Source organism: Pseudomonas sp. MYb60, from assembly GCF_002979555.1.
Lineage (GTDB): Bacteria > Pseudomonadota > Gammaproteobacteria > Pseudomonadales > Pseudomonadaceae > Aquipseudomonas.
In genome coordinates, this window is record NZ_PCOZ01000012.1 from 62,674 (window position 1) to 84,989 (window position 22,316).

The window sequence follows — 22,316 nt, forward strand, 5'->3', positions numbered from 1 at the left end:
AGCAGCCTGCGGCTGTCTATCTGAAGTCGGCCGGTGTGAAGTGGCGCTATGTAAAGTGCTTACGCGTTGATGGGGGGAGCACGGCTGCGGGCGCCGGGGAAGATGCTCTGTCGGGCATGGCCCAGGCGCGTGGCAGGGCTGAGGGCGTTGGCGGGCGGTGGGGCGTTGAGGGTGAACGTTGAAACGCCACCGGGCAGGGCTGGGCAGCTGTAGAGCAGGTCGCAATAGCCGCACTTGGACCAGAGGGCGTGGTGTTCGTCAGGGGCTTTAGGGTGATGGGAGGCACCGTGCTCCATCGGCATGTCCATCGACATGCCGGCGTGATGGTCCATCGGCATCGCTTGGGAAATCAGCGGACCGATAAAGATCATCAGCATGGCGAACAGGCTGATCCAACTGCCGCGTTTCACACGCGACTGTGGAGACAGCCTGGCGCGAGGGGCGCCCATCGAACGTCAGCCTATTGCGCGTGTTTGTGCTCGCGGGCGGCCATCGGCGGCACCTTTTGCACCGACACTTGCACCTCGACCTTGCCGGCCTTTTCGAAGGTGAGGGTCAGCGGAAAGTGCTTGCCGTCGGCCAGCAGGCTGCGGTCTTTAAGGCCCAGCAGCATCACGTGGTAAGCCATGGGCGCGAAGGTCAGGTCGCCCTTGGCCGGCACGGCGACGCTGGGCACCTGCTGCATCTTCATCAGATCACCCTGCATGACGTGCTCGTGCAACTCGGCCTTGTCGGCCACGGGCGTCTCGACATTCAGCAGGCGGTCCGGGGTTTCCCCTGTGTTGTGGACGACAAAATACGCCGCGACGGTGGGCGCATTCGGTGGCAATTCCTGGGACCAGGGTTCGCTGACCAGCAGGTCGCCGGCCTTGTAGTCATCAGCATTGGCAGCACTGAACACCGGCAGCAACAGCGCGGCCAGAAGCAAGGAAGATTTGAGCATGGCAGTTCTCCAGAACGGGACTAAACGCAGTTCACTTGCGAATAAATCAAACCGTTGGAGACGCGCGAGGGTTGAGGCTCGGCCATTGCTGGCGTGGGGTAGGGGGTTGCAGTTGGGTCGGCGGCAAACGTGGTGAGGTGTTGAATTGCGCGACATACAACTGCGGCACATGCCCCGGCAACGCCACCAACGGCGCCGAGCCCGAGCAACACCAGCAATGCTGCATGGTGGAGTGATCGTCCTGCTGCGGCGTCGGAATTTCCAGCTTGCCGAGGGCGATGGTCTTGAGGCTGGCGCCGTTGGAGGAGCAGAAACTGCCCCACATCAGTTGCTTGACCGGGTCATCCGACAGCTGCATTGCACCGGCCATCGGCATTGCAAAGGCGTTGAACAGCACTGCCAAGCAGGCGATCCAGACGATTGCAAAGCGTTGACGGGCCATGGCGGACAATCCGTAGGGTTAAACGATCAGGCGGGTATTTAGCCTGATCGTGGGGGATAAGTAAAAAGGGGTGGTGTGGTTTGGTGTCGCAGCGGCTGATTTGAGGATAGACGGGGAATCGACTGGGCGCCGATCTTCAACGCTGCACAGCCCCTCCCACATTGAACTGTGTTCGCCTATTGCTTGGTGCGGCGCTATGGTGGCTGTGCGTGGGATACCTTCGGGTATGCCGGCTTCCTTGATCTCCGGTCCGCGAACCTGCGCACAGCTGCCACCTACTCGCGTCGCGGCGATGAGTGTCAGCTCCACTTAGATTAAGGAGCTTCACGATGATCAAACCCACCCCCAATCCCCCCATCCGGCTATTCACCGTAGCCGACGGCATCAGCACTGAAGACCTGTTGGTCAACCTCAGCGAAACCCTCGCCTCGGCCAATGCATTGAGCTGCGATCTTGCGTTTGGTCTGGAAGGCTCGAAACGAGAGGAATTGCTCGGCGTTGCGCAGTTGATTGAGTTGGCGCAGTCGTTGGCTGATCGTGTGCACACTGGCATTGGGCAGGAGTACGCCGCTAGCTGCTAACAACGTAGCTCAAAATGTGGGAGGGGGCTTGCCCCCGATGGCGGTGGATCAGCCACTGAATTGTTGATAGGACTGACGCTATCGGGGGCAAGCCCCCTCCCACATTGGGTCGGTGTTGTTCAGCGAGCATGGATTGCCTGTAGCAGCGCAGGCACGGTAGTGAATTCTCGGTCCACCGCAGCCAACACCGGCCGCTTCAACACCAACACCGGCACCCCACGCTCTCGTGCCACCTCCAGCTTCGGCTCCGTCGCTGTGCTGCCGCTGTTCTTGCTGATCAACACATCAATGCCACGGCGCTCGAACAACGTCCGCTCATCCTCGATCAGAAACGGCCCACGTGCGCCGATGACTTCGCAGCGCTCATTCCCCGGATACATATCCAGTGCGCGCAGTGTCCAGAATTGGTCTGTGGGGATCTCATCCAGGTGCTGCAACGGCTCGCGCCCCAACGTGAACAGCGGGCGCTTGAAGGGTTTCAGCGCTTCGATCAACGAAGCCCAATCGCTGACTTCACGCCAATCATCCCCGCCCTGCGGCTGCCATGCCGGTCGGCGCAGCGCCCAACAAGGCACGCCGCTCAACCGTGCAGCCTCGGCAGCATTACGACTGATCTGCGCCGCATACGGGTGGGTCGCGTCGAGAATTAGGCTGATCCCTTCATCCCGAACATACTGCGCCAGGCCCTCAGCCCCGCCATATCCGCCCACGCGTACTTGGCAGGTCAGGTCAGTCGGCACCCGTCCCACGCCGGCCAGGCTGTAGATATGTTCCGGGCCCAGGCTGCGGGCGATGGCCAGGGCTTCCGTCACGCCGCCCAGCAGCAGGATGGGTTTCATAGCGGCTTGACCACGTCCAGCAAGGTGATCGGCAACGCCTGGCGCCAGGTATCGAACGCGCCCAACGCCTGCGCCTGGGCCACGTGGATGCGGGTCAGTTCGCCGCCATGTCGGGCACGCCAGTTCATCAGGGTCATTTCGCTTTGCAGGGTCACGGCGTTGGCGACCAGACGGCCACCGGGCCGCAGGTGTTGCCAGCAGGTGTCGAGCACGCCTTCACGCGTGACGCCGCCGCCGATGAAGATGGCGTCCGGGGCTTCCAGGCCGTGCAATGCTGCCGGGGCCTTGCCGCGGATCAGTTGCAGGCCGGGTACGCCGAGGGCATCGCGGTTGTGCTCGATCAGGCCTTGGCGGCCTTCATCGGCTTCAATCGCCAAGGCGCGGCAGCTCGGGTGGGCGCGCATCCATTCGATGCCGATGGAGCCGCTCCCCGCGCCCACGTCCCACAGCAATTCACCGGGCATGGGGGCGAGGCGGGCGAGGGTCATGGCGCGTACGTCGCGTTTGGTCAGTTGGCCGTCGTGTCTGAAGGCCGAATCGGGCAAGCCGGCCAGGCGGGACAGGCGCAGCGTCTGCGGGTCAGCCACGCAGTCGATGGCGACCAGGTTCAAGTCGGCGATGCCAGCGTGTTGCCAATCAATAGCCAGCCCATCGAGACGCCGCTCGTCCGCGCCGCCCACGTGTTCAAACACGCTCACACGACTTGGACCAAACCCGGATTCAGCCAACAGGGCCGCAATCGACGCCGGGCTGCCGCCATCATTGCTCAACACCAACAACCTTACGCCACTGGCCAGGTGCGCATTCAGCGCCGCCAACGGCCGTGCCACCACGGACAGCGTCACCACCTCCTGCAACGGCCAACCCAAGCGTGCTGCCGCCAACGATACCGACGACGGCGCCGGTAAAATCAGCAGCTCATCTGCCGCCACTTGCCGCGCCAAACTGGCGCCCACGCCATAGAACATCGGGTCGCCGCTGGCCAGCACACACACCGGCTCGCCACGCTGCGCCAGCACCGGCGCCAGCGAAAACGGGCTCGGCCACAACGCCCGTTCGCCCCGAATACACACCGGCAACAGGTCCAACTGGCGCTGAGCACCTATAATCCGCGTGGCGCGCAACAGGGCATGCCGGGCATTTTTTCCCAGCCCCTTGAAGCCGTCTTCACCGATGCCTACAACCGTCAGCCAGGGCGACATATGAATTCCTTGAACGACATCCGACGGGCAGGCTTTTCATGCCGCCGGACAAAGCAGGCATAATACCGCGCCTTTACCTGTGAACCGGTAGCCCCGTGAACCCAACGCCCGCTGTGAATACCTTGCGCCCCTCGGCTTGTCCGGGGTTGCTGCGTATTGTCCAGGCGTTGGACGGCGGCATTTGCCGGATCAAACTGGCCGGCGGCTCCATCACGGCACAGCAGGCCCATGCGGTGGCAGTCGCAGCCCAGGCCTACGCGGGCGGGGTGATCGAAGCGACCAACCGCGCCAACCTGCAGGTTCGCGGGATTGGCGCTGAAGAGGACGCGTTGATCGCGAGGCTGCTGGCGGCCGGTCTCGGCCCCAACAACGCCGCCGGCGACGACGTGCGCAACCTGATGCTCAGCCCCAGCGCCGGCATCGACCCGCAGATGCTCTTCGACACCCGCCCGCTGGCCGAGCAGATCCTCAATACCCTGCAAAGCCACCCGCGTTTCCATGAGCTGTCGGCCAAGTTTGCCGTGCAACTGGATGGCGGTGAGGACTTGGCAATGCTCGAGCACCATCACGACCTGTGGCTGTCGGCGTTCGTGCGCGATGGCCAGACGCTCCTGGCCTTCGGCCTGGCCGGTTGCCCGGGGCTGGATGCGCCGCTGGCCGCCGTGCCGCTGGAGCAGGGGCATGCACTGGTGGTGGCCGTGCTTGAGGCGTTTCTTGACCTCGCCACGCCAGAGCAAACCCGTATGCGTCATCTGGCTGTGGATAAGTTATTGAGCCATCTCAGCCTGCCGTTATTGCCGGCGCATGGCTTCAAGCGACCGCCCAGCGGCGCTTTGTTGCACCTTGGGACTTATCCACAGCATCAACATAACAAGCTGTACGTGGCCGCCATCGCACCCTTGGGCCGTCTGGATTCGACGATGCTCAAAGGCGCGGCCCAACTGGCCAGCGACTACGGCGACGGCACCTTGCGCTTCACCCCCTGGCAGGGCGTGCTGTTTCCCAACATCGAAAAACCCCACGCCGTGACCGAGCGCCTGGCGCAGCTTGGCTTTCTGTGTTCAGTCGACCAGCCTCTGGCGCACATGGTTGCCTGCACCGGCTCCAGCGGCTGTGGCAAGGCTCTGGCCGACACCAAGGCCGACGCCGCGCAACTCGCCGCCCTGCAACCGGGCCACGACGTTCACCTGTCCGGCTGCCCCCGTTCCTGTGCGGCGGCGCACACCGCGCCAGTCACCTTGCTGGCCGTGAGCCCCGGCCATTACGACCTCTATTTCCGCGATGCAGCCCTTCCAGGCTTCGGCCGGCTGCACGCGCATGCCCTTTCTATTGAAGCGACGGGCGCCTTGCTGCGCGCCCGCCCACGGAGCAACACCGATGATTGATTACATCCGCGACGGTCAGGAGATCTATCGCAACTCCTTCGCCATTATTCGCGCGGAAGCCAAGTTGGACCGTATCCCGGCCGACCTGGAAAAACTCGCGGTGCGGGTGATACATGCCTGTGGCATGGTCGAGGCCATTGACGGCCTGCAATTCTCCGAAGGTGCCGGCAAGGCTGGGCGCGATGCGTTGGCGGCCGGTGCGCCGATCCTGTGTGATGCGCGCATGGTCTCCGAAGGCGTGACCCGTGCGCGCCTGCCGGCCAACAACGAAGTGATCTGCACCCTGCGCGACGACAGCGTGCCGGAGCTGGCGCGCGAACTGGGCAACACCCGTTCCGCCGCCGCGCTGGAGTTGTGGCGCCCGCACCTGGAAGGCAGCGTGGTGGTGATCGGCAACGCGCCGACCGCTTTGTTCTACCTGCTGGAAATGATCGATGCGGGCGCGCCGAAACCGGCGTTGATCCTCGGTTTCCCGGTGGGCTTCGTCGGCGCTGCCGAATCCAAGGCGATGCTCGCCGCCGACAGCCGTGGCGTGCCGTTTGTGATCATGCAGGGCCGGCTGGGCGGCAGTGCGATGGCCGCTGCAGCGGTGAATGCCCTGGCCACGGAGGTCGAATAATGCAGGCACGTGGACGTTTGATCGGCCTGGGCGTGGGGCCCGGCGATCCGGAATTGATCACCCTCAAGGCCCTGCGCCTGCTGCGCGAATCACCGGTGGTGGCGTACTTCGTGGCCAAGGGCAAAAAGGGTAACGCCTTCGGCATCATCGAGGACCACTTGGTGCCCCAGCAAACCCTGATGCCACTGGTCTACCCGGTGACCACCGAGGTGCTGCCGGCGCCGATGTCCTACGAGCAGGTGATCAGCGATTTCTACGATGCGGCCAGCGTCGACGTGGCTGCGCACCTGGATGCCGGCCGTGACGTGGCGGTGATCTGCGAAGGTGACCCGTTCTTCTACGGTTCCTACATGTACCTGCACGACCGCCTGGCCGAACGCTATGAAGCCCAGGTGATTCCGGGTGTGTGCTCGATGCTCGGCGGCGCCTCGGTGCTGGGCGCGCCGTTGGTGTATCGCAACCAGAGTTTGTCGGTGCTCTCGGGGGTGTTGCCCCACGAAGACCTCAAGCGTCGCCTGGCGGATGCCGACGCGGCCGTGATCATGAAGCTGGGTCGCAATTTCCCGAAAGTGCGCCAGGTGCTGGAAGAACTCGGCCTGGCCGGACGCGCGCTGTATGTGGAACGCGCCACCATGGCCAACCAGAAAATCGTGGCGCTGGATCAGGTCGATCCGTCGTCCTCGCCGTACTTCTCTCTGATCATCGTGCCCGGTGAACGGTGGCAAGGTTGAAGAGCCCGGCGATTGTGATCCTTGGCCAGGGCAGCCTGGCCACAGCGCGCAGCATCCAGCAGGTTTACCCTGGCGCGCTGATCCACGGCCTGGCAGGCCGCGTTGAAGGGGCCGACCTGGCCTACAGCGAATTTGGCGAGACCCTGCGCCAGCTGTACCAGCAAGGCACGCCGCTGATTGCGCTGTGCGCCGCTGGCATCGTGATCCGCACCCTGGCGCCGCTGCTGCTGGAGAAAGGCGAAGAACCCGCCGTGCTGGCGGTGGCCGAAGACGGCAGCGCCGTGGTGCCGTTGCTCGGTGGCCTGGGCGGAGTGAATGTGATGGCGCGGGAAATCGCGGCGGCTTTGGACGTCGCCGCGGCGATCACCACCAGTGGCGAGTTGCGTTTCGGCACCTGCCTGCTCAACCCGCCGAGTGGTTATGAACTGGCCGACCTGGAGCTGGGCAAGCGCTTCGTGTCCGACCTGCTGGCCGGCGAGAGCGTGCGCATCGAAGGCGCCGCGCCGTGGTTGGATCAAGCCAACCTGCCGCAGGACCAACAGGCGCGCCTGGCAATTCACGTGGGCAATGCCGAGCGCACACCTGCCGCCAATGAACTACTAATCTACCCCAAGAACGTCAGCGTGACCTGCCAGCCCGGCGCGCACCTGGCTGAGCGTGTACGCGCAGCGTTGCATGAGGCGGGCATCGCCGTGCAATCCCTGGCGTGCCTGTTGGCCAGTGATACGCAGATGGCTGAAGCGTCGTTGCACGAGGCGGCGCTGACGTTGGGTGTGCCGCTGCGTTTTGTCAGCGTGCAGCAGGACGCCGATATCGTCATTGACGTTGCCGAGCAACCTTTGGAGTTGTCGCAAGTGGGCCGCGTGCGTGGCCGCCTCGCCGTGATCGGCCTGGGCCCGGGCGCCGCCGAGTTGATGGTGCCCGCGGTGAAAGCCGAACTGGCGCGCTGCACCGACGTGCTCGGTTACGAAACCTATGTGCGCATGGCCGGGCCGTTCCGTGATGATCAGGTGCAGCACTGCACCGACAATCGCGAAGAAATGCAACGCGCCCGCCACGCGTTTGAACTGGCGGCCCAGGGCCGTTCGGTGGTGGTGGTGTCGTCCGGCGACCCGGGTGTGTTTGCCATGGCTGCTGCGGTGATCGAGGCGCTTCACGAATCCAGCGACCCGGCCTGGCATCAGGTCGACCTGGAAATCCTGCCCGGCGTCTCGGCCTCCCTGGCCACCGCTGCCCAGGCGGGTGCGCCGTTGGGACATGATTTCTGCGTGATGTCGCTGTCGGACAACCTCAAGCCCTGGGCGATCATCGAAAAGCGCCTGGACCTCGCGTCCCAGGCCGACCTGGCGCTGGCGTTCTACAACCCGATCTCCCGTTCGCGGCCGTGGCAGTTGGGGCGTGCGCTGGAGATCGTCGCGCTGCATCGCACGCCGCAAACACCGGTGGTGCTGGGGCGTGATATCGGTCGTCCGGGCCAGACCTTGCGCGTCACCACCCTCGGGCAACTCACGCCTGAGCAGGTGGACATGCGCACCATGGTGCTGATCGGCTCATCCACCACCTGCGTGTTTCCGCGCGCCGGCGGCGGCGATTGGGTGTACACGCCACGTTGGTACGGCGAAAAACCGCTGTCCTGAAAACGCCGTTGTTGGCGCCGGAAAGCTCCGAATGACAGTGGGTGAATGCCCACTGTCATTCGGAGCTTTTTCTTTTTTTGGCGATGAAAAAACCTGTGGCCCCGTGATCGCTGGTCAGCCTGTTCCATGGGGTCGCGCCAAGGGATGTTTGTGGCATGGAAAGCCCCTCGGCAGCTGGTCTAGTGTGAAAACAAGCCCCATGTTGGGGTGCTTGTGGAGAACTGCAATGGAGCGACATCACAGAAGGACCATCAGTGCAAAAAGGCGAAAATTGATTGCCGCCTACAAGCTGCCGGGGGCACCGGGGTTGCAGCCGACCCTGGCGGTGGACGCCGAGGATGAATGCAACGCGGCGGTGGTGAACAACGGCGTGATTTCGTTTGTGCAGGGCATGTCGGCGTTGAATCGCGAATACGTGCGCAAAAGTTACTTGCTCGCCAGCAGTTATGTGAGCGATGTGCTGAAGGTGCAGCGAGGCACGGAAGGCTGGTATGACGAATTTATCAAGGTGATGATCAGCCTGGGTTGGCTGCCGGTGCGCAGCAGCTTTGAGCGGGTGTCGAGCGCCGGCAAGGGGCTGACAGTGCAGCTGGCGGCGCTGAACATGATCGCGGGGATGTTGGCCTCGATGACGCTGGCCGGGCCATTGCTCAATGCCTTGCCCACGTTGGCGGCCGACGCGCTGGAGGCGCTCAAGCGACAGCCGGCGTCGTTCGAGTTGTTCAAACGTAACTGCACGGTGCAGCAGGGGGGCGATTTTGGCCTGGCCTCCTGTGTCGAGTCCGCCGGCGAAGTGACGATGGTGCTGGTGACCTACAGCACTCGCGGGGTGAGCAAGCAAGTCGGCCTGCCGTTTCTGGAGTGGGACAGCTCCTCGTTCGAGGCCTTCAGCGGGCAGACGTGCCTGGTGCTGAATACGTCGGTGGTCAACGAAAAAACCCTGCAACTGATGCGCGACAGTGCGGGTGACAAGGTGCAGTTGGCAATTGCCAAGTACCGCATCTAGGGCACCAGATAACCGCGCACCCCGGTAAAGATGATTTGTGCGGCGAGGGCGCACACGAACAAGCCCATCAGGCGGCTGACAATCTGCAAGCCCTGGTCACCGAGGATCCGCTCGATGCGGTTGGACAGGTACAGCACCACGCCCACCGTGAAGCTGGCCAGGGCGATGCTGAGGATGGCGGTGATCTTGTCGTCCCAGTGCGGCTGGCTCACGCCCATCACCAGCAACGCACCGATGGTGCCCGGGCCGACGGTGAGGGGGATGGTCAGCGGTACGATGGTCACGTCCTGCTGCACATTGTCGGTCTGCACCGCCGACTTGCCCTGGGCCATGCCCAGGGCGGAGATGAACAGCACACTGCCAGCGCCGATGCGGAAGGCGTCGACGGTGATGCCGAACACGCTGAAAATCACCCGGCCGAACAAGTAGAGCAACACGCTCGAGACCAGCGTCGCCAGCGCCACTTTCCAGGCCAGGCGGCGGCGTTCCTTGCTCGAATAACCACGGGTCAGGCTGATAAAGCAGGACAGCACGAAGAACGGGCTGTAGAGCACCAGCATTTTCAGGTAGACGCTGAATAACACGTGGAGCATGGGGGAGGCTCGCGGCGGGTAAGGTGTGTCGAGTCTATCAGGCGAACGAGATCAAATGTGGGAGGGGGCTTGCCCCCTCCCACAGTTGACTGCCTTTCAATCTTAAGAAGGGGCGTGCTCGGGGCGCTGTTGGCGCTGGGCTACCCAGAACTCCACCAGCTCGCGCAACTGCGACAACTCCACTGGCTTGGCCATGTGCCCATCCATGCCGGCCTGGCGTGCGCGCTCTTTGTGTTCCGAAAGGATATGCGCCGTCAACGCCACGACCGGCGTGCGAATGCGCTGGTGGCTGACTTCCCAGGCACGCAGCTGCTGGGTCGCCGAGAAACCGTCGAGGATCGGCATTTCGCAGTCCATCAGCACCAGGTCATAGCGCTGGGCTTTCATCGCTTCCAGCGCTTCCTCACCGTTGCTGGCCGTGTCCGGGTTGAGGTTGAGCTTGCCGAGCATGCCGCGGATCACTTTGGTGGAGATGCTGTTGTCTTCGGCCACCAGGATGCGGAAGTTCTCGGGCACGGTGACGGCCGCCGGGGCAACCGGCTGCGGGCGTTGAGGCGCGCCGCCCTTGCTGCGCTGGGTCAATTCGTCGGCCAGGGTGGTCTTGAGGGTGTAGCCGGCCACCGGCTTGGCGAGGATGCGCTTGATCCCGCAGTTGCGCGCGATGATCTTGCTTGGCGCATTGCTGATACCGGTGAGCATGATCAACAGGATGTCGTGGTTCAGGCTCGGGTCTTCCTTGATCTTCGCGGCCAGCTGCATGCCGGTCATGCCGGGCATGTTCTGGTCCAGCAGGACCACGTCGAAGTAGTCGCGCAGGTGCGCCTTGGTGCGCAGCAGCGCCAGGGCTTCCTTGCCGGACGGCACGGCGCTGACGTTGAGGCCCCAGGCCGAGCATTGCTGCACCAGCACTTTGCGGCAGGTGTCGTTGTCGTCCACCACCAGCACGCGCGCACCCTTGAGCGGGCCGTCGAGGTCGGACGTGGGGTGCTCCAGGCGTTCCGGGTCCAGCGGCAGAGTCAGCCAAAGAGTGCTGCCCTGAAGGCTGCCGCTCTTGATGCCGAACTCGCCGTTCATCAGCAGGATCAATTGGCGCGCAATCACCAGGCCCAGGTGGCCGCTCAGGCGCGTCGCCGAAAGGAAGTTCTTGCTGTGCAGTTCGCTGTGCAGCAGGGCATCGCGCTCGGCGGCTTCCATCGGGATGCCGCTGTCCTGCACTGCGATGCGCAAGCGCGGTGTGGTGCTGCGGTCGTCGAGGGCCACGACGATCAGCACTTCGCCCTCGTCGGTTTTTTGCAGGGCGTTTTCCAGCAGGCTCAACAGCGCCTGGCGCAGGCGCGTCGGGTCGCCGCTGATCACCCGGGGCACCTGGGGCTGGATAAAGCTGATCAGCTCGACATTCTGCTGCTCGGCCTTGGCGCGGAAGATGCTCAGGCAATCGTCGATCAGGGCATTGAGGTCGAACTGCACGTCGTCCAGCTCGATCTGGCCGGATTCGAGCTTGGAGATATCGAGGATCTCGTTGATCAGCGTGAGCAGCTCGTTGCCGGCACTGTGGATGGTCTGCACGTAGTCGCGCTGCTTCACCGACAGCGGTGTGCCCAGCAACAGTTCGGTCATGCCCAGCACGCCGTTCATGGGGGTGCGGATCTCGTGGCTGATCTTGGCCAGGAACTCGGCCTTGGCGGCGATCTCGGCGTTGCTGGCGGCCAGGTCGCGGCTGAGGCTGAAACGCGCCTCGACGATGGCACGCTGGCGCTCGCCCAGGGCCAGGCTCATCAGCAGGCCGCTGAGGCAGATAAACCCGAGGAGGGTCAGGATCAGGCCCTGGGGCGCCAGCAGGGTCAGGCCGAGCAGGGCCGGCAGGATGATCAGCGTGCCGGTGTTGAATACCACCATCCCGGCGACGAACAGACGCGCCGGGCGGTAGCCTTTTTGCCAGTGATAAGCCGAGACAAACAGCATGCTCAGGCCGGCCAGCGCCACCAGCGCGTAAGTGATGATGTTCAGCGGCAAGGTGTTGACGAACAACAGCAGCAGGCCACACAGCACGATGAGCAGGATATCGGCCATCAGCAGTTTGTTCAGCGGGTGCGGGCCCAGGGGCATGAAGAAGCGATAGGCGAACATCAGCCCGCACGGTGCGGTGAGCAACAGGGCCAGGTAGGCGCCTGGCGTCTGGATGCCATGCCAGTTCGGCAGCCAGGGGCCGACCAGGTTGAGCAGCAGCGCGAGGCTGAGCATCAGCAGCAATTCGCAGGCCGCCAGCCACAGGCTGCTGCGCGAGCGGTGGTAGGCGAAGCGCGAGAGGTTGTGCAGGATCAGCATCAGCAGGCAGCCGAACAACAGGCCGTAGATCAGCGTCTGGGTTTGGTCGGCGGCAGCCAGCACGGCCGGCTCCAGGGTGATATAGGGGCGCAGTTCGTGTTCCGAGACCAGGCGCATGTACACGTCCAGAGGCTTGGTGCTCTGGGGCATCGGCAGCATGAAATCGCTGCTGGGCAATGGGCGATCGGACTGGGCCTGGCGCGTGCCGGTGCTCTGTTGGTCCACCAGGCTGTCGCCGTCCAATACATAGAGGCTCAGGTGGGACAGGTCCGGGGCGAATACCCGCAGCACTTGCTCGTGCGTACCGGGTTGCAGCTTGAAGCGCACCCACAACGCACCGTCCGGCGGTGCGGCCGTGATGCGGTCGAGTTCGATGGGGCTGAATTGATTGATGTAGCGTGAGGAACGGATGTCGCTCAACTGCAGGTCGGACTGTTCATCGAGCAATACTGCCCAGCCACTGCCTTGCGCGGCGACTTGGGCCGGAAAGAGGCAGAGCAGCGTCAGCAGACTGACAGTAAAACCTATGGCGATCCTGAGCCAGCGCACGGCGAAATCCCTTCGTAGGTTGATGCACGGGTTAACTATGCGCGGGGTCGCGTGTATACGGCAAGGGCCAAAGGCCCTTGCCTAGCCGAACGGATAGCTACCGACGCGGACGGCTTACAGGTTCTCGCCTCGTTCGCGTGCAATGGCGCGGTAGCCGATGTCCTTGCGATAGAAGCAGCCCTTCCAGCTGATCTTCTCGGCCAGCTTGTACGCTTGTTGCTGCGCAGCGTCGACGCTGGCGCCCATGGCGGTCGCGCACAACACGCGGCCACCGGCGGTCACGACCTGGCCGTCCTTGAGCGCGGTGCCGGCGTGGAAGACTTTGCCTTCCAGCGTTGCCGCCGCGTCCAGGCCGTCGATCACGTCGCCCTTGGCGTAGTCGGCCGGGTAGCCACCGGCTGCCAGTACGATGCCGACGCTCGGACGTGGGTCCCACTGCGCTTCAACCTTGTCCAGGGCCTGGGCCAGGGCGGCTTCCACCAGCAGTACCAGGCTCGACTGCAGGCGCAGCATCACAGGTTGGGTTTCCGGGTCGCCGAAACGGCAGTTGAATTCGATGACTTTCGGGTTGCCCGCCTTGTCGATCATCAGGCCGGCGTACAGGAAGCCGGTGTACACGTTGCCTTCCTGGGCCATGCCGCGCACGGTTGGCCAGATGACCAGGTCCATCACGCGCTGGTGCACGTCAGCGGTCACCACCGGGGCAGGGGAGTAGGCACCCATGCCGCCGGTGTTCGGGCCGGTGTCGCCGTCGCCGACGCGCTTGTGGTCCTGGCTGGTGGCCATTGGCAGGACGTTCTTGCCGTCGACCATCACGATGAAGCTGGCTTCTTCGCCGTCGAGGAATTCTTCGATCACCACGCGCGAGCCGGCGTCACCAAAGGCGTTGCCAGCGAGCATGTCGCGCACGGCGTCTTCGGCTTCCTGCAGGGTCATCGCGACGATCACGCCTTTGCCCGCAGCCAGGCCGTCAGCCTTGATCACGATCGGCGCACCTTTTTCACGCAGGTAAGCCAGGGCCGGCTCGATCTCGGTGAAGTTCTGGTAGTCGGCGGTCGGGATCTTGTGACGCGCCAGGAAGTCCTTGGTGAACGCCTTGGAGCCTTCCAGCTGGGCCGCGCCGGCGGTTGGGCCGAAGCAATCCAGGTTACGGCTGCGGAACAGGTCCACAACGCCTGCAACCAGTGGGACTTCAGGGCCGACGATGGTCAGGGACACATTCTTTTCAGCGAAATCGGCCAGTTGTTCCAGGGCCAGTACGTCGATGGCGACGTTCTCGCACTTGGCTTCAATGGCGGTGCCAGCATTGCCGGGGGCGACGAATACTTTTTGGACGCGTGGGTCCTGGGCAACTTTCCAGGCCAGGGCGTGTTCGCGGCCACCGCTGCCAATGATCAAAACATTCATTTCAAAAACCTCTGAGAAACGCTGTGCTTTTCTGTAGGAGCGAGCGTGCTCGCGAAAGTCGTCAACGATAAACGGGGAAACCTGACACCCCGCATCGTCCTCAAGTTCTTCGCGAGCAAGCTCGCTCCTACAGGTGAAAAGCGGTGCTGTTTAGTGGCGGAAGTGGCGCATGCCAGTGAACACCATGGCGATGCCGGCTTCGTCGGCAGCTGCGATGACTTCGGCATCACGCATCGAACCACCCGGTTGGATCACGGCGGTCACACCGGCTTTCGCGGCGTTGTCCAGGCCATCGCGGAACGGGAAGAACGCATCAGACGCCATCACCGAGCCCACTACCTGCAGACCCGCATGCTCAGCCTTGATCGCGGCGATACGCGCCGAGTTCACGCGGCTCATCTGGCCGGCGCCGACACCGATGGTCTGGCGGTTCTTGGCGTAGACGATGGCATTGGATTTAACGTACTTGGCCACTTTCCAGGCGAAGATCAGGTCGTTGATCTCTTGCTCGGTCGGGGCGCGCTTGGTCACGACCTTGAGGTCTTCACTACCGATCATGCCGATGTCGCGGCTCTGTACCAGCAGGCCGCCGTTGACGCGTTTGTAGTCCCAGGCCGCAGCGCGGTCAGCCGACCACTCGCCGCAGGCCAGCAGGCGTACATTGGCTTTGGCCGCCACGATGGCGCGGGCCTCGATGCTCACGGATGGCGCGATGATCACTTCCACGAACTGACGCTCGACGATCGCCTTGGCGGTCTCGGCATCCAGTTCACGGTTGAAGGCGATGATGCCGCCAAACGCCGATTCGGTGTCGGTGGCATAGGCCAGTTCGTATGCCTGGCGGATACCGCCTTCAGCGTCCGGGCTCACGGCCACGCCGCACGGGTTGGCGTGCTTGACGATCACGCAGGCCGGCTTGACGAAGCTCTTCACACATTCCAGCGCAGCGTCGGTGTCGGCCACGTTGTTGTAGGACAGTTCCTTGCCTTGCAATTGGGTCGCGGTGGCGATGCCCACTTCGGCTGGCTTGGCCTCTACGTAGAACGCCGCGCTCTGGTGCGGGTTCTCGCCGTAGCGCATTTCCTGGGCCTTGATGAACTGGCTGTTGAAGGTGCGCGGGAACTGGCTGCGGCCTTCGGTCGACAGGGTTTCAGCGGCCTGGTCAACGGTGCCCATGTAGTTGGCGATCATGCCGTCGTAGGCGGCGGTGTGCTCGAACGCCTTGAGCATCAGGTCGAAGCGCTGGGCGTAGGTCAGGCCGCCGGCTTTCAGGCCTTCGAGTACATTGGCGTAGTCGCTGGCGTTGACCACGATGGCCACGTCCTTGTGGTTCTTGGCTGCCGAGCGAACCATGGTCGGGCCGCCGATATCGATGTTTTCGATGGCGGTCGGCAGGTCGCAGCCTGGCTTGTTGATGGTGGCCTCGAACGGGTACAGGTTGACGGCTACCAGGTCGATCGGCTTGATGCCGTGCTCGGCCATGATCGCGTCGTCGGTACCGCGACGGCCGAGGATGCCGCCGTGGATTTTCGGGTGCAGGGTCTTGACCCGACCGTCCATCATTTCTGCGAAACCGGTGTAGTCCGCCACTTCCACTGCGGCCACGCCGTTGTCCTGCAGCAGTTTGAAGGTCCCGCCCGTGGAGAGGATTTCCACGCCCAGGGCTTCCAGCTCCCGGGCAAATTCGAGGATGCCGGTCTTGTCGGAAACGCTGATCAAGGCGCGGCGGATCGGCAGGCGGGTAGTCTGGTCGGTCATTTCAATTTCCATCAAAAGCAAAGGAGTCAGCAAAAAAGGCGACCGTTTTTTACGCGGGCGCCTTTCTGGTTTGATTGAATGCTTACAACAAATCGTACTGCTTGAGCTTTTTGCGCAAGGTGCCACGGTTGAGGCCCAGCAGCTCACTGGCTTTGGTCTGGTTGCCCTTCACGTAGTTCATCACGCTTTCGAGCAAGGGCGCCTCGACTTCGGAGAGCACCAGGTTGTACACGTCCGTGACGGAAGCGCCCTCAAGGTGGGCGAAATAATTGTGCAGCGCCTTCTCGACACTCCCGCGAAGGGTCTGGCCTTCTTCGCTCGGCGTGTTCAGGTGCTGTTTCAAATTGACGTTGTCGCTCACGGGTGTTGTTCCACTCACTAAAGTCTCGGTCATCATCGTCATGCGGCCACCCCCTCTCCGTCCCCTGTCCCCAGGCTCTTGTAACGCTCGCTGAAGAACTCACGAACGTTGGCGCACTGTGCTTCCGTATCATCCAAACGATTGAAGTGGGCGCGAAACTCCCTGGCGCCCGGCAGGGTTGCGAGATACCAGCCGACATGCTTTCGAGCAATGCGGACTCCCATCACGTCTCCGTAGAAAGCGTGCAGGGCGGCCAGATGCTCTAGCAGAATACGTTCCACCTCGATCAGCGCCGGTGCCGGCAATACTTCGCCGGTACGCAGGAAATGCTCGATCTCACGAAAAATCCATGGACGCCCCTGGGCGGCCCGGCCAATCAACAGGCCGTCGGCACCGGTTGCGTTGAGCACGCGCCGGGCTTTCTCGGCCGAGTCGATGTCGCCATTGGCAAAGACGGGCATCGACACCGCCTGCTTGATCGCGGCGATGGTGTCGTACTCGGCTTCACCGGTATAAAGGTCGGCGCGGGTGCGGCCATGCACCGCCAGCGCTGTAATGCCTGCCTGTTCGGCGATCTTCGCCACCGTCAGGCCGTTCTTGTTGTCCCGGTCCCAGCCGGTACGGATCTTCAGGGTCACCGGCACATCGACTGCGGCGACAACGGCCTGCAGGATCTCGGCAACCAACTGTTCATCTTTCAACAGCGCGGAACCGGCGGCCTTGTTGCAGACCTTCTTGGCCGGGCAGCCCATGTTGATGTCGATGATCTGCGCCCCCAACTCCACGTTGGCCCGGGCCGCATCCGCCAGCATCTGCGCGTCACCACCGGCGATCTGTACCGAGCGGGGCTCGGGATCACCTTCGTGGATCATGCGCATGCGCGACTTGCGGGTGTTCCACAAGCTCATGTCGCTGGTGACCATTTCCGAGACTACAAGACCTGCGCCCAAACGCTTGCACAGCTGACGAAAGGGCTGGTCGGTGACGCCCGCCATTGGGGCGAGAATCAAGCCGTTCTGCAATGTATATGGGCCGATGCGTACCGCCGACATAGGACTTCCCTGTTGTGGGGCCGGATCATTAGAGTTCGAAAAAGGGTTGGCATGATACCCGCTCTCGATGACTGGATAAAGGCTGAATTGGATAAAATCTGAACAGTTATTTCTTTATCGCTGCCGGTTTGGTTGGCGGGGGTGAAGTCAAGAATCCGCCGTCAAACCTCAGGGCGTGAACCGATTCACTCGGGCGAGTGGAAGCTCAGGCTGTAATTCACGGCTTTATTGCCCGGATCGAGGATGTCCAGGGAGATGTGGATGGGGGTCTGCGATGGCATTTCGCTCACGCCGGCCAGTTCGCCACTGAGGTATTCGGCTGGCTTGAAGCGCCGACTGGCGATCAGGCCGCCGTTCAAGTCGGCAAAGCGCAGCTCCAGCAGCGGGAAGGGTTGGGAGAAGGTCGCACGGTTGTAGATGATTGCGTCCACCACCAAGGCCCCGGCGAACTCCGGATGACTGCGCACCACCAGGTTGCTGCTCTTGATGTGGGCGATATCGACCCGTGACGGCACGGTGCAGCCCAGTGTGGGGCACAGTTGCTGGAACCAGGGGCGGTACGCGTCCTGGCGCGCCAATTCGTCGAATTGGTAGGCAATGTACTGACCGGCAAGGCCGGCGGCGGCAAGCAGCACCAGCACGATCCAGAGCAGGCGACGGCCCCAGCTTGCTGAGCGCTTTTGCGCATAGAGGTGCAGCGGGTCGTCTTCCAGGTCCTGGAGGATATCGTCGTGCATGCCGGCGTCGGTGCGCGGGCGTTTGCGGCGTGGTTGCGGGCGCTCCTCGGGTTCGACGTCGTCCGCTGACTGGGTCAGGGGGGTGAAGGGCGGGTCGATCTCCTCATCGTCGAGCGTTGAGCGCAATGGTGGCTCATCATCGAAGTCATCGGTATGCGCTGACATCGACGGTTCGGTGCGCTCCCGGCCTGCCGGTGCCTTGGCAGGTTCGTCTTCAACAGGTTGGATGCGTTCTTCGGGCGGCTCGCTGAACAGGCTCGAGGCCCATTTTTCTTCCTCGGACCTGGCCGTTTCGCGGCTGGCACTGAGGGTGTCGTCCATTTGCCGACGCTCGGCGCCGGGTTGGCGACGCTCCGCGCCGGGGGGCAGCATGTGCTGAATCTCGCGGCGTTCAAGCTTGGCCAGTTCTACATCCAGGTCCAGGTTGTCCAGGTCCAGCTCTTCGGCGGTCCATTGCTTCTGGCTGATGGCGCGTGGGGGCTCGACAGCCGGCTCGACAGTCGGCAACTCAGCATCCGGCGCACCCGCGCGCTGCTGCTCCAGCAACTGGCGGGCAGCATTGAACACTTGCAGGCACGAGCCGCAGCGCACCACGCCGCGAGCCACGCTCAACTGGGCGTGGTTGACGCGAAAGCGGGTCTGGCAATGCGGGCACTGGGTGACGAAACTGTCGGTCATGCGGCCATCCGATTCAGGCAAGCGCTCATTCTAGCGCCGACGACCGCTGATGCGTACCCAGCCGTCGCGGTTGGCGATCGGGTCCAGGTCGAAATCCTTGGCGTAGGCGGCGGCCACGTCTTCACCCTGTTCGGCGAGGATGCCCGACAGCGCCAGGCGCCCGCCCGGCTTGACCAGGCTCGACAGCTGCGGCGCCAGGGAAACCAGCGGCCCGGCGAGGATATTGGCCACCAGGACGTCTGCCTGCACCTGGGGCAGGTCCTCAGGCAGGTAAAGTGGGAATTTGCCTTCAGGAATGTTGTTGCGCCCGGCGTTATCGCGGGAGGCTTCAAGGGCCTGCACGTCGATGTCGGTACCCACCGCTTCCTTGGCGCCCAGCAATAAAGCGGCAATCGCCAAAATGCCCGAGCCGCAGCCAAAGTCCAGCACGTGGCTGTCACTCAGGTCCTGGCCGTCGAGCCATTCCAGGCACAGCGCGGTGGTGGGGTGGGTGCCGGTGCCGAACGCCAGGCCCGGGTCGAGCAGCAGGTTGACGGCGTCCGGTTCGGGCGCGGCGTGCCAGCTCGGCACGATCCACAGGCGCTGGCCGAAACGCATCGGCTGGAAGTTGTCCATCCAGCTGCGCTCCCAGTCCTGGTCTTCGATCACTTCGCTGTGATGCTCCGGCAACGGGCCACCCGTGAGCAGTTCCATGTGGGCCAGTACGGCGGCAGCGTCGGTGCCGTCTTCGAACAGGGCCAGCAGGTGGGTATGGGACCACAGCGGGGTGGTATTGAGCTCGGGTTCGAAGATCGGCTGGTCTTCGGCGTCCATGAAGGTGACCGACACAGCGCCCACTTCGAGGAACGCGTCTTCGTAGGTTTCGGCTTGTTCTGGGCTGATGGCGAGACGGACTTGCAGCCAAGGCATGGCGGGCACCTTTGAAAAAATTGAATGTGCGACGAGAGGGCCGCGAAAGGGCGCAAGTTTACGCGAGCGCACAGAAGAAGACGACATACACCGATCAAATGTGGGAGGGGGCTGTGTACATCCAGGAAATGCAGGGCCCAGAAACAACAAAACCGCCCGAAGGCGGTTTTGTTGGGTGGAGCACTTACTGGTTGGCCAGCTTGTGTTCCAGGTAGTGAATGTTCACACCACCTTCGCAGAAGCCTTCATCACGAACCAGGTCCCGGTGCAGCGGGATGTTGGTCTTGATGCCGTCAACCACGATTTCGTCCAGGGCGTTGCGCATACGGGCCATGGCCTCGTCGCGGGTGGCGCCCCAGGTGATCAGCTTGCCGATCAGCGAGTCGTAGTTGGACGGAACCTTGTAGCCGCTGTACAGGTGCGAATCCACACGCACGCCGTTGCCGCCGGGCGCGTGGAAATGCTTGACCAGGCCAGGGCTTGGGATAAAGGTCTTCGGGTCTTCGGCGTTGATCCGGCACTCCAGGGAGTGGCCATGGATCTTCACGTCGTCCTGGGTGAAGGACAGCGGGTTGCCGGCGGCGATGCTCAGCATCTCCTTGACGATGTCGATACCGGTGACCATCTCCGACACCGGGTGTTCTACCTGCACGCGAGTGTTCATCTCGATGAAGTAGAAACGACCGTTCTCGTAGAGGAACTCGAAAGTGCCAGCGCCACGGTAGTTGATGTCGATGCATGCCTTGACGCAGCGAGCCAGGACTTCCTGGCGAGCTTTTTCGTCCAGGCCGGGTGCCGGCGCTTCTTCCAGTACCTTCTGGTGACGACGTTGCAGCGAGCAATCGCGGTCGCCCAGGTGGATGGCACTGCCCTGGCCGTCGGACAATACCTGCACTTCCACGTGACGTGGGTTGGTCAGGTATTTTTCCAGGTAGACCATCGGGTTGTTGAACCAGGCACCGGCTTCGGAACGGGTCTGCTTGGCAGCCTCGATCAGGTCCTCTTCCTTGTGCACCACACGCATGCCGCGACCACCACCGCCACCGGCGGCCTTGATGATCACCGGGTAACCGACTTCGCGACCAATGCGCAGGGCGGTTTCCTCGTCTTCCGGCAGAGGGCCGTCGGAACCAGGAACAGTGGGCACGCCGGCCGCGATCATCGCGTCCTTGGCCGAAACCTTGTCGCCCATCAGGCGGATGGTCTCGGCTTTAGGGCCGATGAACGTGAAACCGGATTTTTCCACCTGGTCGACGAAGTCGGCGTTTTCCGCGAGGAAACCGTAGCCAGGGTGGATAGCAGTAGCGCCGGTCACTTCTGCCGCGGCGATGATGCTTGGGACTTTCAGGTACGAGTTCGTGGCCAGTGGCGGGCCGATGCAGATGCTTTCGTCCGCCAGTTTCACGTGCATCAGTTCCGAGTCGGCCGTCGAGTAAACAGCGACGGTCTTGATGCCTTGTTCCTTACAGGCGCGCAGGATTCGCAGGGCGATTTCACCGCGGTTGGCGATCAGGACTTTTTCCAGTTTCTTCGCAGGTTTCAACATCGAAGGCACTCCGCGGTTCAAACGATGGTGAACAGCGGCTGGTCGTACTCAACCGGCTGACCGTTTTCTACCAGGATGGATTCGATCACGCCGGCTTTTTCAGCAGTGATGTGGTTCATCATCTTCATCGCTTCAACGATGCAGATGGTGTCGCCCACTTTCACGGTTGCGCCGACTTCTACGAAGGCTGGCGAGGTCGGTGCCGGGGTGCGGTAGAAGGTACCGACCATTGGCGACTTGACCACGAAGCCGTTCAGCGCCGGGGCAGCCGGTGCTGCTGGAGCAGCGGCGGCGGCAGGTGCGGCAGCCGGGGCAGCAGCGGCTGGCGCTTGCATCGGCTGTGGCGCGTAGAACTGTTGGGCCGGGGTCTTGCTGTGGCGGCTGATCCGTACGGACTCTTCGCCTTCCTTGATTTCCAGCTCGTCGATACCGGACTCTTCCAGCAGTTCGATCAGTTTCTTAACTTTACGGATATCCATGAATCATCAACTCCCAAGGGTCGGTCAGGGGCGCTTGGCCGGTTGTTCAAGTTGTTCCAGGGCGGCCTCCAGGGCCAGTCGGTAACCGCTGGCGCCAAGGCCGCAGATCACTCCCACCGCTACGTCGGAGAAGTAAGAGTGATGGCGGAAAGCTTCGCGTTTGTGCACGTTGGACAAATGCACTTCGATGAATGGGATGCTCACCGCCAGCAGCGCGTCACGTAATGCAACGCTTGTATGCGTAAAAGCGGCGGGATTGATCAGGATGAAGTCCACGCCTTCACCGCGGGCGGCGTGAATGCGATCAATCAATTCGTACTCGGCATTGCTTTGCAGGTAGAGCAGATGATGGCCGGCTTCACGGGCCCTGCGTTCCAGATCGAGGTTGATCTGTTCCAGGGTGACTGCCCCGTAGACGCCCGGTTCACGGGTGCCGAGCAGGTTCAGGTTGGGTCCGTGCAGAACCAGAAAGGTCGCCATCGGCTGTTCCTTGTTATGGATGTGGGTACGACAGAACCCGGCGACTATGCCGCAAAG

The 22,316-nt window shown here is 62.9% G+C and carries 22 protein-coding genes; 6 read left to right on the forward strand and 16 right to left on the reverse strand.

Features of this window, described 5'->3' with window-relative positions; all coding sequences use genetic code 11:
• Positions 1-59 precede the first annotated feature (59 nt).
• From CQ041_RS19395 to CQ041_RS19405, 3 genes are read right to left on the reverse strand one after another with little or no spacing between them, the layout of a single operon-like run.
• Entirely contained in the window at positions 60-449 is a 390-nt protein-coding gene (locus tag CQ041_RS19395; RefSeq protein ID WP_105521942.1) for a DUF2946 domain-containing protein, read from the reverse strand.
• 11 nt (positions 450-460) lie between these two features.
• Positions 461-943 (reverse strand): copper chaperone PCu(A)C, encoded by a 483-nt coding sequence (locus CQ041_RS19400; RefSeq protein ID WP_105521941.1) that lies wholly within the window; start codon positions 941-943, stop codon positions 461-463.
• 46 nt (positions 944-989) lie between these two features.
• Positions 990-1,385 (reverse strand): DUF2946 domain-containing protein, encoded by a 396-nt coding sequence (locus CQ041_RS19405; RefSeq protein ID WP_105521940.1) that lies wholly within the window; start codon positions 1,383-1,385, stop codon positions 990-992.
• Positions 1,386-1,714: 329 nt separating this feature from the next.
• On the opposite strand from CQ041_RS19405, the gene CQ041_RS19410 reads away from it, so the two are divergent.
• On the forward strand, positions 1,715-1,966 hold the full coding sequence (locus CQ041_RS19410; protein ID WP_105521939.1) for a DUF6124 family protein: 252 nt from the start codon (positions 1,715-1,717) through the stop codon (positions 1,964-1,966).
• Positions 1,967-2,085: 119 nt separating this feature from the next.
• Here CQ041_RS19410 and CQ041_RS19415 read toward each other — a convergent pair whose 3' ends face one another.
• Positions 2,086-2,805: a cobalt-precorrin-6A reductase gene (locus CQ041_RS19415; protein WP_105521938.1), complete on the reverse strand. Its 720-nt coding sequence runs from the start codon at positions 2,803-2,805 to the stop codon at positions 2,086-2,088.
• The gene (gene cbiE, locus CQ041_RS19420) at positions 2,802-4,007 is read right to left on the reverse strand and encodes a precorrin-6y C5,15-methyltransferase (decarboxylating) subunit CbiE (protein ID WP_105521937.1); all 1,206 of its coding nucleotides are present in this window, start codon (positions 4,005-4,007) and stop codon (positions 2,802-2,804) included. The genes CQ041_RS19415 and cbiE overlap by 4 nt, the downstream gene beginning before the upstream one ends.
• Before the next feature lie 95 nt (positions 4,008-4,102).
• Here cbiE and cobG point away from each other — a divergent pair, with 95 nt between their 5' ends.
• The 5 genes from cobG (at position 4,103) to CQ041_RS19445 (ending at position 9,385) form a co-directional block, all read left to right on the forward strand.
• Positions 4,103-5,392, forward strand: coding sequence for a precorrin-3B synthase (gene cobG, locus CQ041_RS19425; protein WP_277342355.1), 1,290 nt, complete (start codon positions 4,103-4,105; stop codon positions 5,390-5,392).
• Positions 5,385-6,011 carry a precorrin-8X methylmutase gene (locus CQ041_RS19430; protein ID WP_105521936.1) on the forward strand — a complete coding sequence of 209 codons (627 nt, stop codon included), beginning with the start codon at positions 5,385-5,387 and terminating at the stop codon, positions 6,009-6,011. The genes cobG and CQ041_RS19430 overlap by 8 nt, the downstream gene beginning before the upstream one ends.
• Positions 6,011-6,742 (forward strand): precorrin-2 C(20)-methyltransferase, encoded by a 732-nt coding sequence (locus CQ041_RS19435; RefSeq protein WP_105521935.1) that lies wholly within the window; start codon positions 6,011-6,013, stop codon positions 6,740-6,742. Before CQ041_RS19430 ends, CQ041_RS19435 begins: the two co-directional genes overlap by 1 nt.
• Positions 6,739-8,379 (forward strand): precorrin-3B C(17)-methyltransferase, encoded by a 1,641-nt coding sequence (cobJ, locus tag CQ041_RS19440; protein WP_105521934.1) that lies wholly within the window; start codon positions 6,739-6,741, stop codon positions 8,377-8,379. Before CQ041_RS19435 ends, cobJ begins: the two co-directional genes overlap by 4 nt.
• Positions 8,380-8,605: 226 nt before the next feature.
• Positions 8,606-9,385, forward strand: coding sequence for a hypothetical protein (locus tag CQ041_RS19445; RefSeq protein WP_105521933.1), 780 nt, complete (start codon positions 8,606-8,608; stop codon positions 9,383-9,385).
• Here CQ041_RS19445 and CQ041_RS19450 read toward each other — a convergent pair.
• The 11 genes from CQ041_RS19450 to aroQ form a co-directional block, all read right to left on the reverse strand.
• Positions 9,382-9,978 (reverse strand): MarC family protein, encoded by a 597-nt coding sequence (locus tag CQ041_RS19450; RefSeq protein ID WP_032890615.1) that lies wholly within the window; start codon positions 9,976-9,978, stop codon positions 9,382-9,384. The genes CQ041_RS19445 and CQ041_RS19450 overlap by 4 nt on opposite strands.
• 102 nt (positions 9,979-10,080) lie before the next feature.
• Positions 10,081-12,852, reverse strand: coding sequence for a hybrid sensor histidine kinase/response regulator (locus CQ041_RS19455; protein WP_105521932.1), 2,772 nt, complete (start codon positions 12,850-12,852; stop codon positions 10,081-10,083).
• A gap of 114 nt (positions 12,853-12,966) precedes the next feature.
• Complete coding sequence (purD, locus tag CQ041_RS19460) at positions 12,967-14,259, reverse strand: phosphoribosylamine--glycine ligase (RefSeq protein ID WP_105521931.1); 1,293 nt, start codon at positions 14,257-14,259, stop codon at positions 12,967-12,969.
• Between the two features lie 150 nt (positions 14,260-14,409).
• The gene (purH, locus tag CQ041_RS19465) at positions 14,410-16,017 is read right to left on the reverse strand and encodes a bifunctional phosphoribosylaminoimidazolecarboxamide formyltransferase/IMP cyclohydrolase (RefSeq protein WP_105521930.1); all 1,608 of its coding nucleotides are present in this window, start codon (positions 16,015-16,017) and stop codon (positions 14,410-14,412) included.
• A gap of 82 nt (positions 16,018-16,099) precedes the next feature.
• Positions 16,100-16,420, reverse strand: coding sequence for a DNA-binding transcriptional regulator Fis (fis, locus tag CQ041_RS19470; RefSeq protein WP_002555375.1), 321 nt, complete (start codon positions 16,418-16,420; stop codon positions 16,100-16,102).
• Positions 16,417-17,430, reverse strand: a complete 1,014-nt coding sequence (dusB, locus tag CQ041_RS19475) for a tRNA dihydrouridine synthase DusB (RefSeq protein ID WP_105521929.1) — start codon at positions 17,428-17,430, stop codon at positions 16,417-16,419. Before dusB ends, fis begins: the two co-directional genes overlap by 4 nt.
• Positions 17,431-17,615: 185 nt before the next feature.
• Complete coding sequence (locus tag CQ041_RS19485) at positions 17,616-18,845, reverse strand: DUF3426 domain-containing protein (protein ID WP_105521927.1); 1,230 nt, start codon at positions 18,843-18,845, stop codon at positions 17,616-17,618.
• 30 nt (positions 18,846-18,875) lie between these two features.
• The gene (gene prmA / locus CQ041_RS19490) at positions 18,876-19,754 is read right to left on the reverse strand and encodes a 50S ribosomal protein L11 methyltransferase (protein ID WP_105521926.1); all 879 of its coding nucleotides are present in this window, start codon (positions 19,752-19,754) and stop codon (positions 18,876-18,878) included.
• Between the two features lie 184 nt (positions 19,755-19,938).
• Positions 19,939-21,300 carry an acetyl-CoA carboxylase biotin carboxylase subunit gene (gene accC, locus CQ041_RS19495; RefSeq protein ID WP_105521925.1) on the reverse strand — a complete coding sequence of 454 codons (1,362 nt, stop codon included), beginning with the start codon at positions 21,298-21,300 and terminating at the stop codon, positions 19,939-19,941.
• Positions 21,301-21,317: 17 nt separating this feature from the next.
• Positions 21,318-21,779 (reverse strand): acetyl-CoA carboxylase biotin carboxyl carrier protein, encoded by a 462-nt coding sequence (accB, locus tag CQ041_RS19500; RefSeq protein WP_105521924.1) that lies wholly within the window; start codon positions 21,777-21,779, stop codon positions 21,318-21,320.
• 24 nt (positions 21,780-21,803) lie between these two features.
• The gene (gene aroQ, locus CQ041_RS19505; RefSeq protein WP_056860456.1) at positions 21,804-22,259 is read right to left on the reverse strand and encodes a type II 3-dehydroquinate dehydratase; all 456 of its coding nucleotides are present in this window, start codon (positions 22,257-22,259) and stop codon (positions 21,804-21,806) included.
• Positions 22,260-22,316 lie beyond the last annotated feature (57 nt).

Excerpts from the sequence above, each read along its gene's own strand:
- CQ041_RS19485 (WP_105521927.1), bottom strand. The coding sequence starts at position 18,845 with ATGACCGACAGTTTCGTCACCCAGTGCCCGCATTGCCAGACCCGCTTT.
- CQ041_RS19400 (WP_105521941.1), bottom strand. The coding sequence starts at position 943 with ATGCTCAAATCTTCCTTGCTTCTGGCCGCGCTGTTGCTGCCGGTGTTC.
- CQ041_RS19395 (WP_105521942.1), bottom strand. The coding sequence starts at position 449 with ATGGGCGCCCCTCGCGCCAGGCTGTCTCCACAGTCGCGTGTGAAACGC.
- fis (WP_002555375.1), bottom strand. The coding sequence starts at position 16,420 with ATGACGATGATGACCGAGACTTTAGTGAGTGGAACAACACCCGTGAGC.
- dusB (WP_105521929.1), bottom strand. The coding sequence starts at position 17,430 with ATGTCGGCGGTACGCATCGGCCCATATACATTGCAGAACGGCTTGATT.
- CQ041_RS19450 (WP_032890615.1), bottom strand. The coding sequence starts at position 9,978 with ATGCTCCACGTGTTATTCAGCGTCTACCTGAAAATGCTGGTGCTCTAC.
- cbiE (WP_105521937.1), bottom strand. The coding sequence starts at position 4,007 with ATGTCGCCCTGGCTGACGGTTGTAGGCATCGGTGAAGACGGCTTCAAG.
- CQ041_RS19410 (WP_105521939.1), top strand. The coding sequence starts at position 1,715 with ATGATCAAACCCACCCCCAATCCCCCCATCCGGCTATTCACCGTAGCC.
- CQ041_RS19430 (WP_105521936.1), top strand. The coding sequence starts at position 5,385 with ATGATTGATTACATCCGCGACGGTCAGGAGATCTATCGCAACTCCTTC.
- aroQ (WP_056860456.1), bottom strand. The coding sequence starts at position 22,259 with ATGGCGACCTTTCTGGTTCTGCACGGACCCAACCTGAACCTGCTCGGC.
- CQ041_RS19435 (WP_105521935.1), top strand. The coding sequence starts at position 6,011 with ATGCAGGCACGTGGACGTTTGATCGGCCTGGGCGTGGGGCCCGGCGAT.
- CQ041_RS19405 (WP_105521940.1), bottom strand. The coding sequence starts at position 1,385 with ATGGCCCGTCAACGCTTTGCAATCGTCTGGATCGCCTGCTTGGCAGTG.
- prmA (WP_105521926.1), bottom strand. The coding sequence starts at position 19,754 with ATGCCTTGGCTGCAAGTCCGTCTCGCCATCAGCCCAGAACAAGCCGAA.
- accC (WP_105521925.1), bottom strand. The coding sequence starts at position 21,300 with ATGTTGAAACCTGCGAAGAAACTGGAAAAAGTCCTGATCGCCAACCGC.
- accB (WP_105521924.1), bottom strand. The coding sequence starts at position 21,779 with ATGGATATCCGTAAAGTTAAGAAACTGATCGAACTGCTGGAAGAGTCC.
- CQ041_RS19445 (WP_105521933.1), top strand. The coding sequence starts at position 8,606 with ATGGAGCGACATCACAGAAGGACCATCAGTGCAAAAAGGCGAAAATTG.
- CQ041_RS19415 (WP_105521938.1), bottom strand. The coding sequence starts at position 2,805 with ATGAAACCCATCCTGCTGCTGGGCGGCGTGACGGAAGCCCTGGCCATC.
- purD (WP_105521931.1), bottom strand. The coding sequence starts at position 14,259 with ATGAATGTTTTGATCATTGGCAGCGGTGGCCGCGAACACGCCCTGGCC.
- purH (WP_105521930.1), bottom strand. The coding sequence starts at position 16,017 with ATGACCGACCAGACTACCCGCCTGCCGATCCGCCGCGCCTTGATCAGC.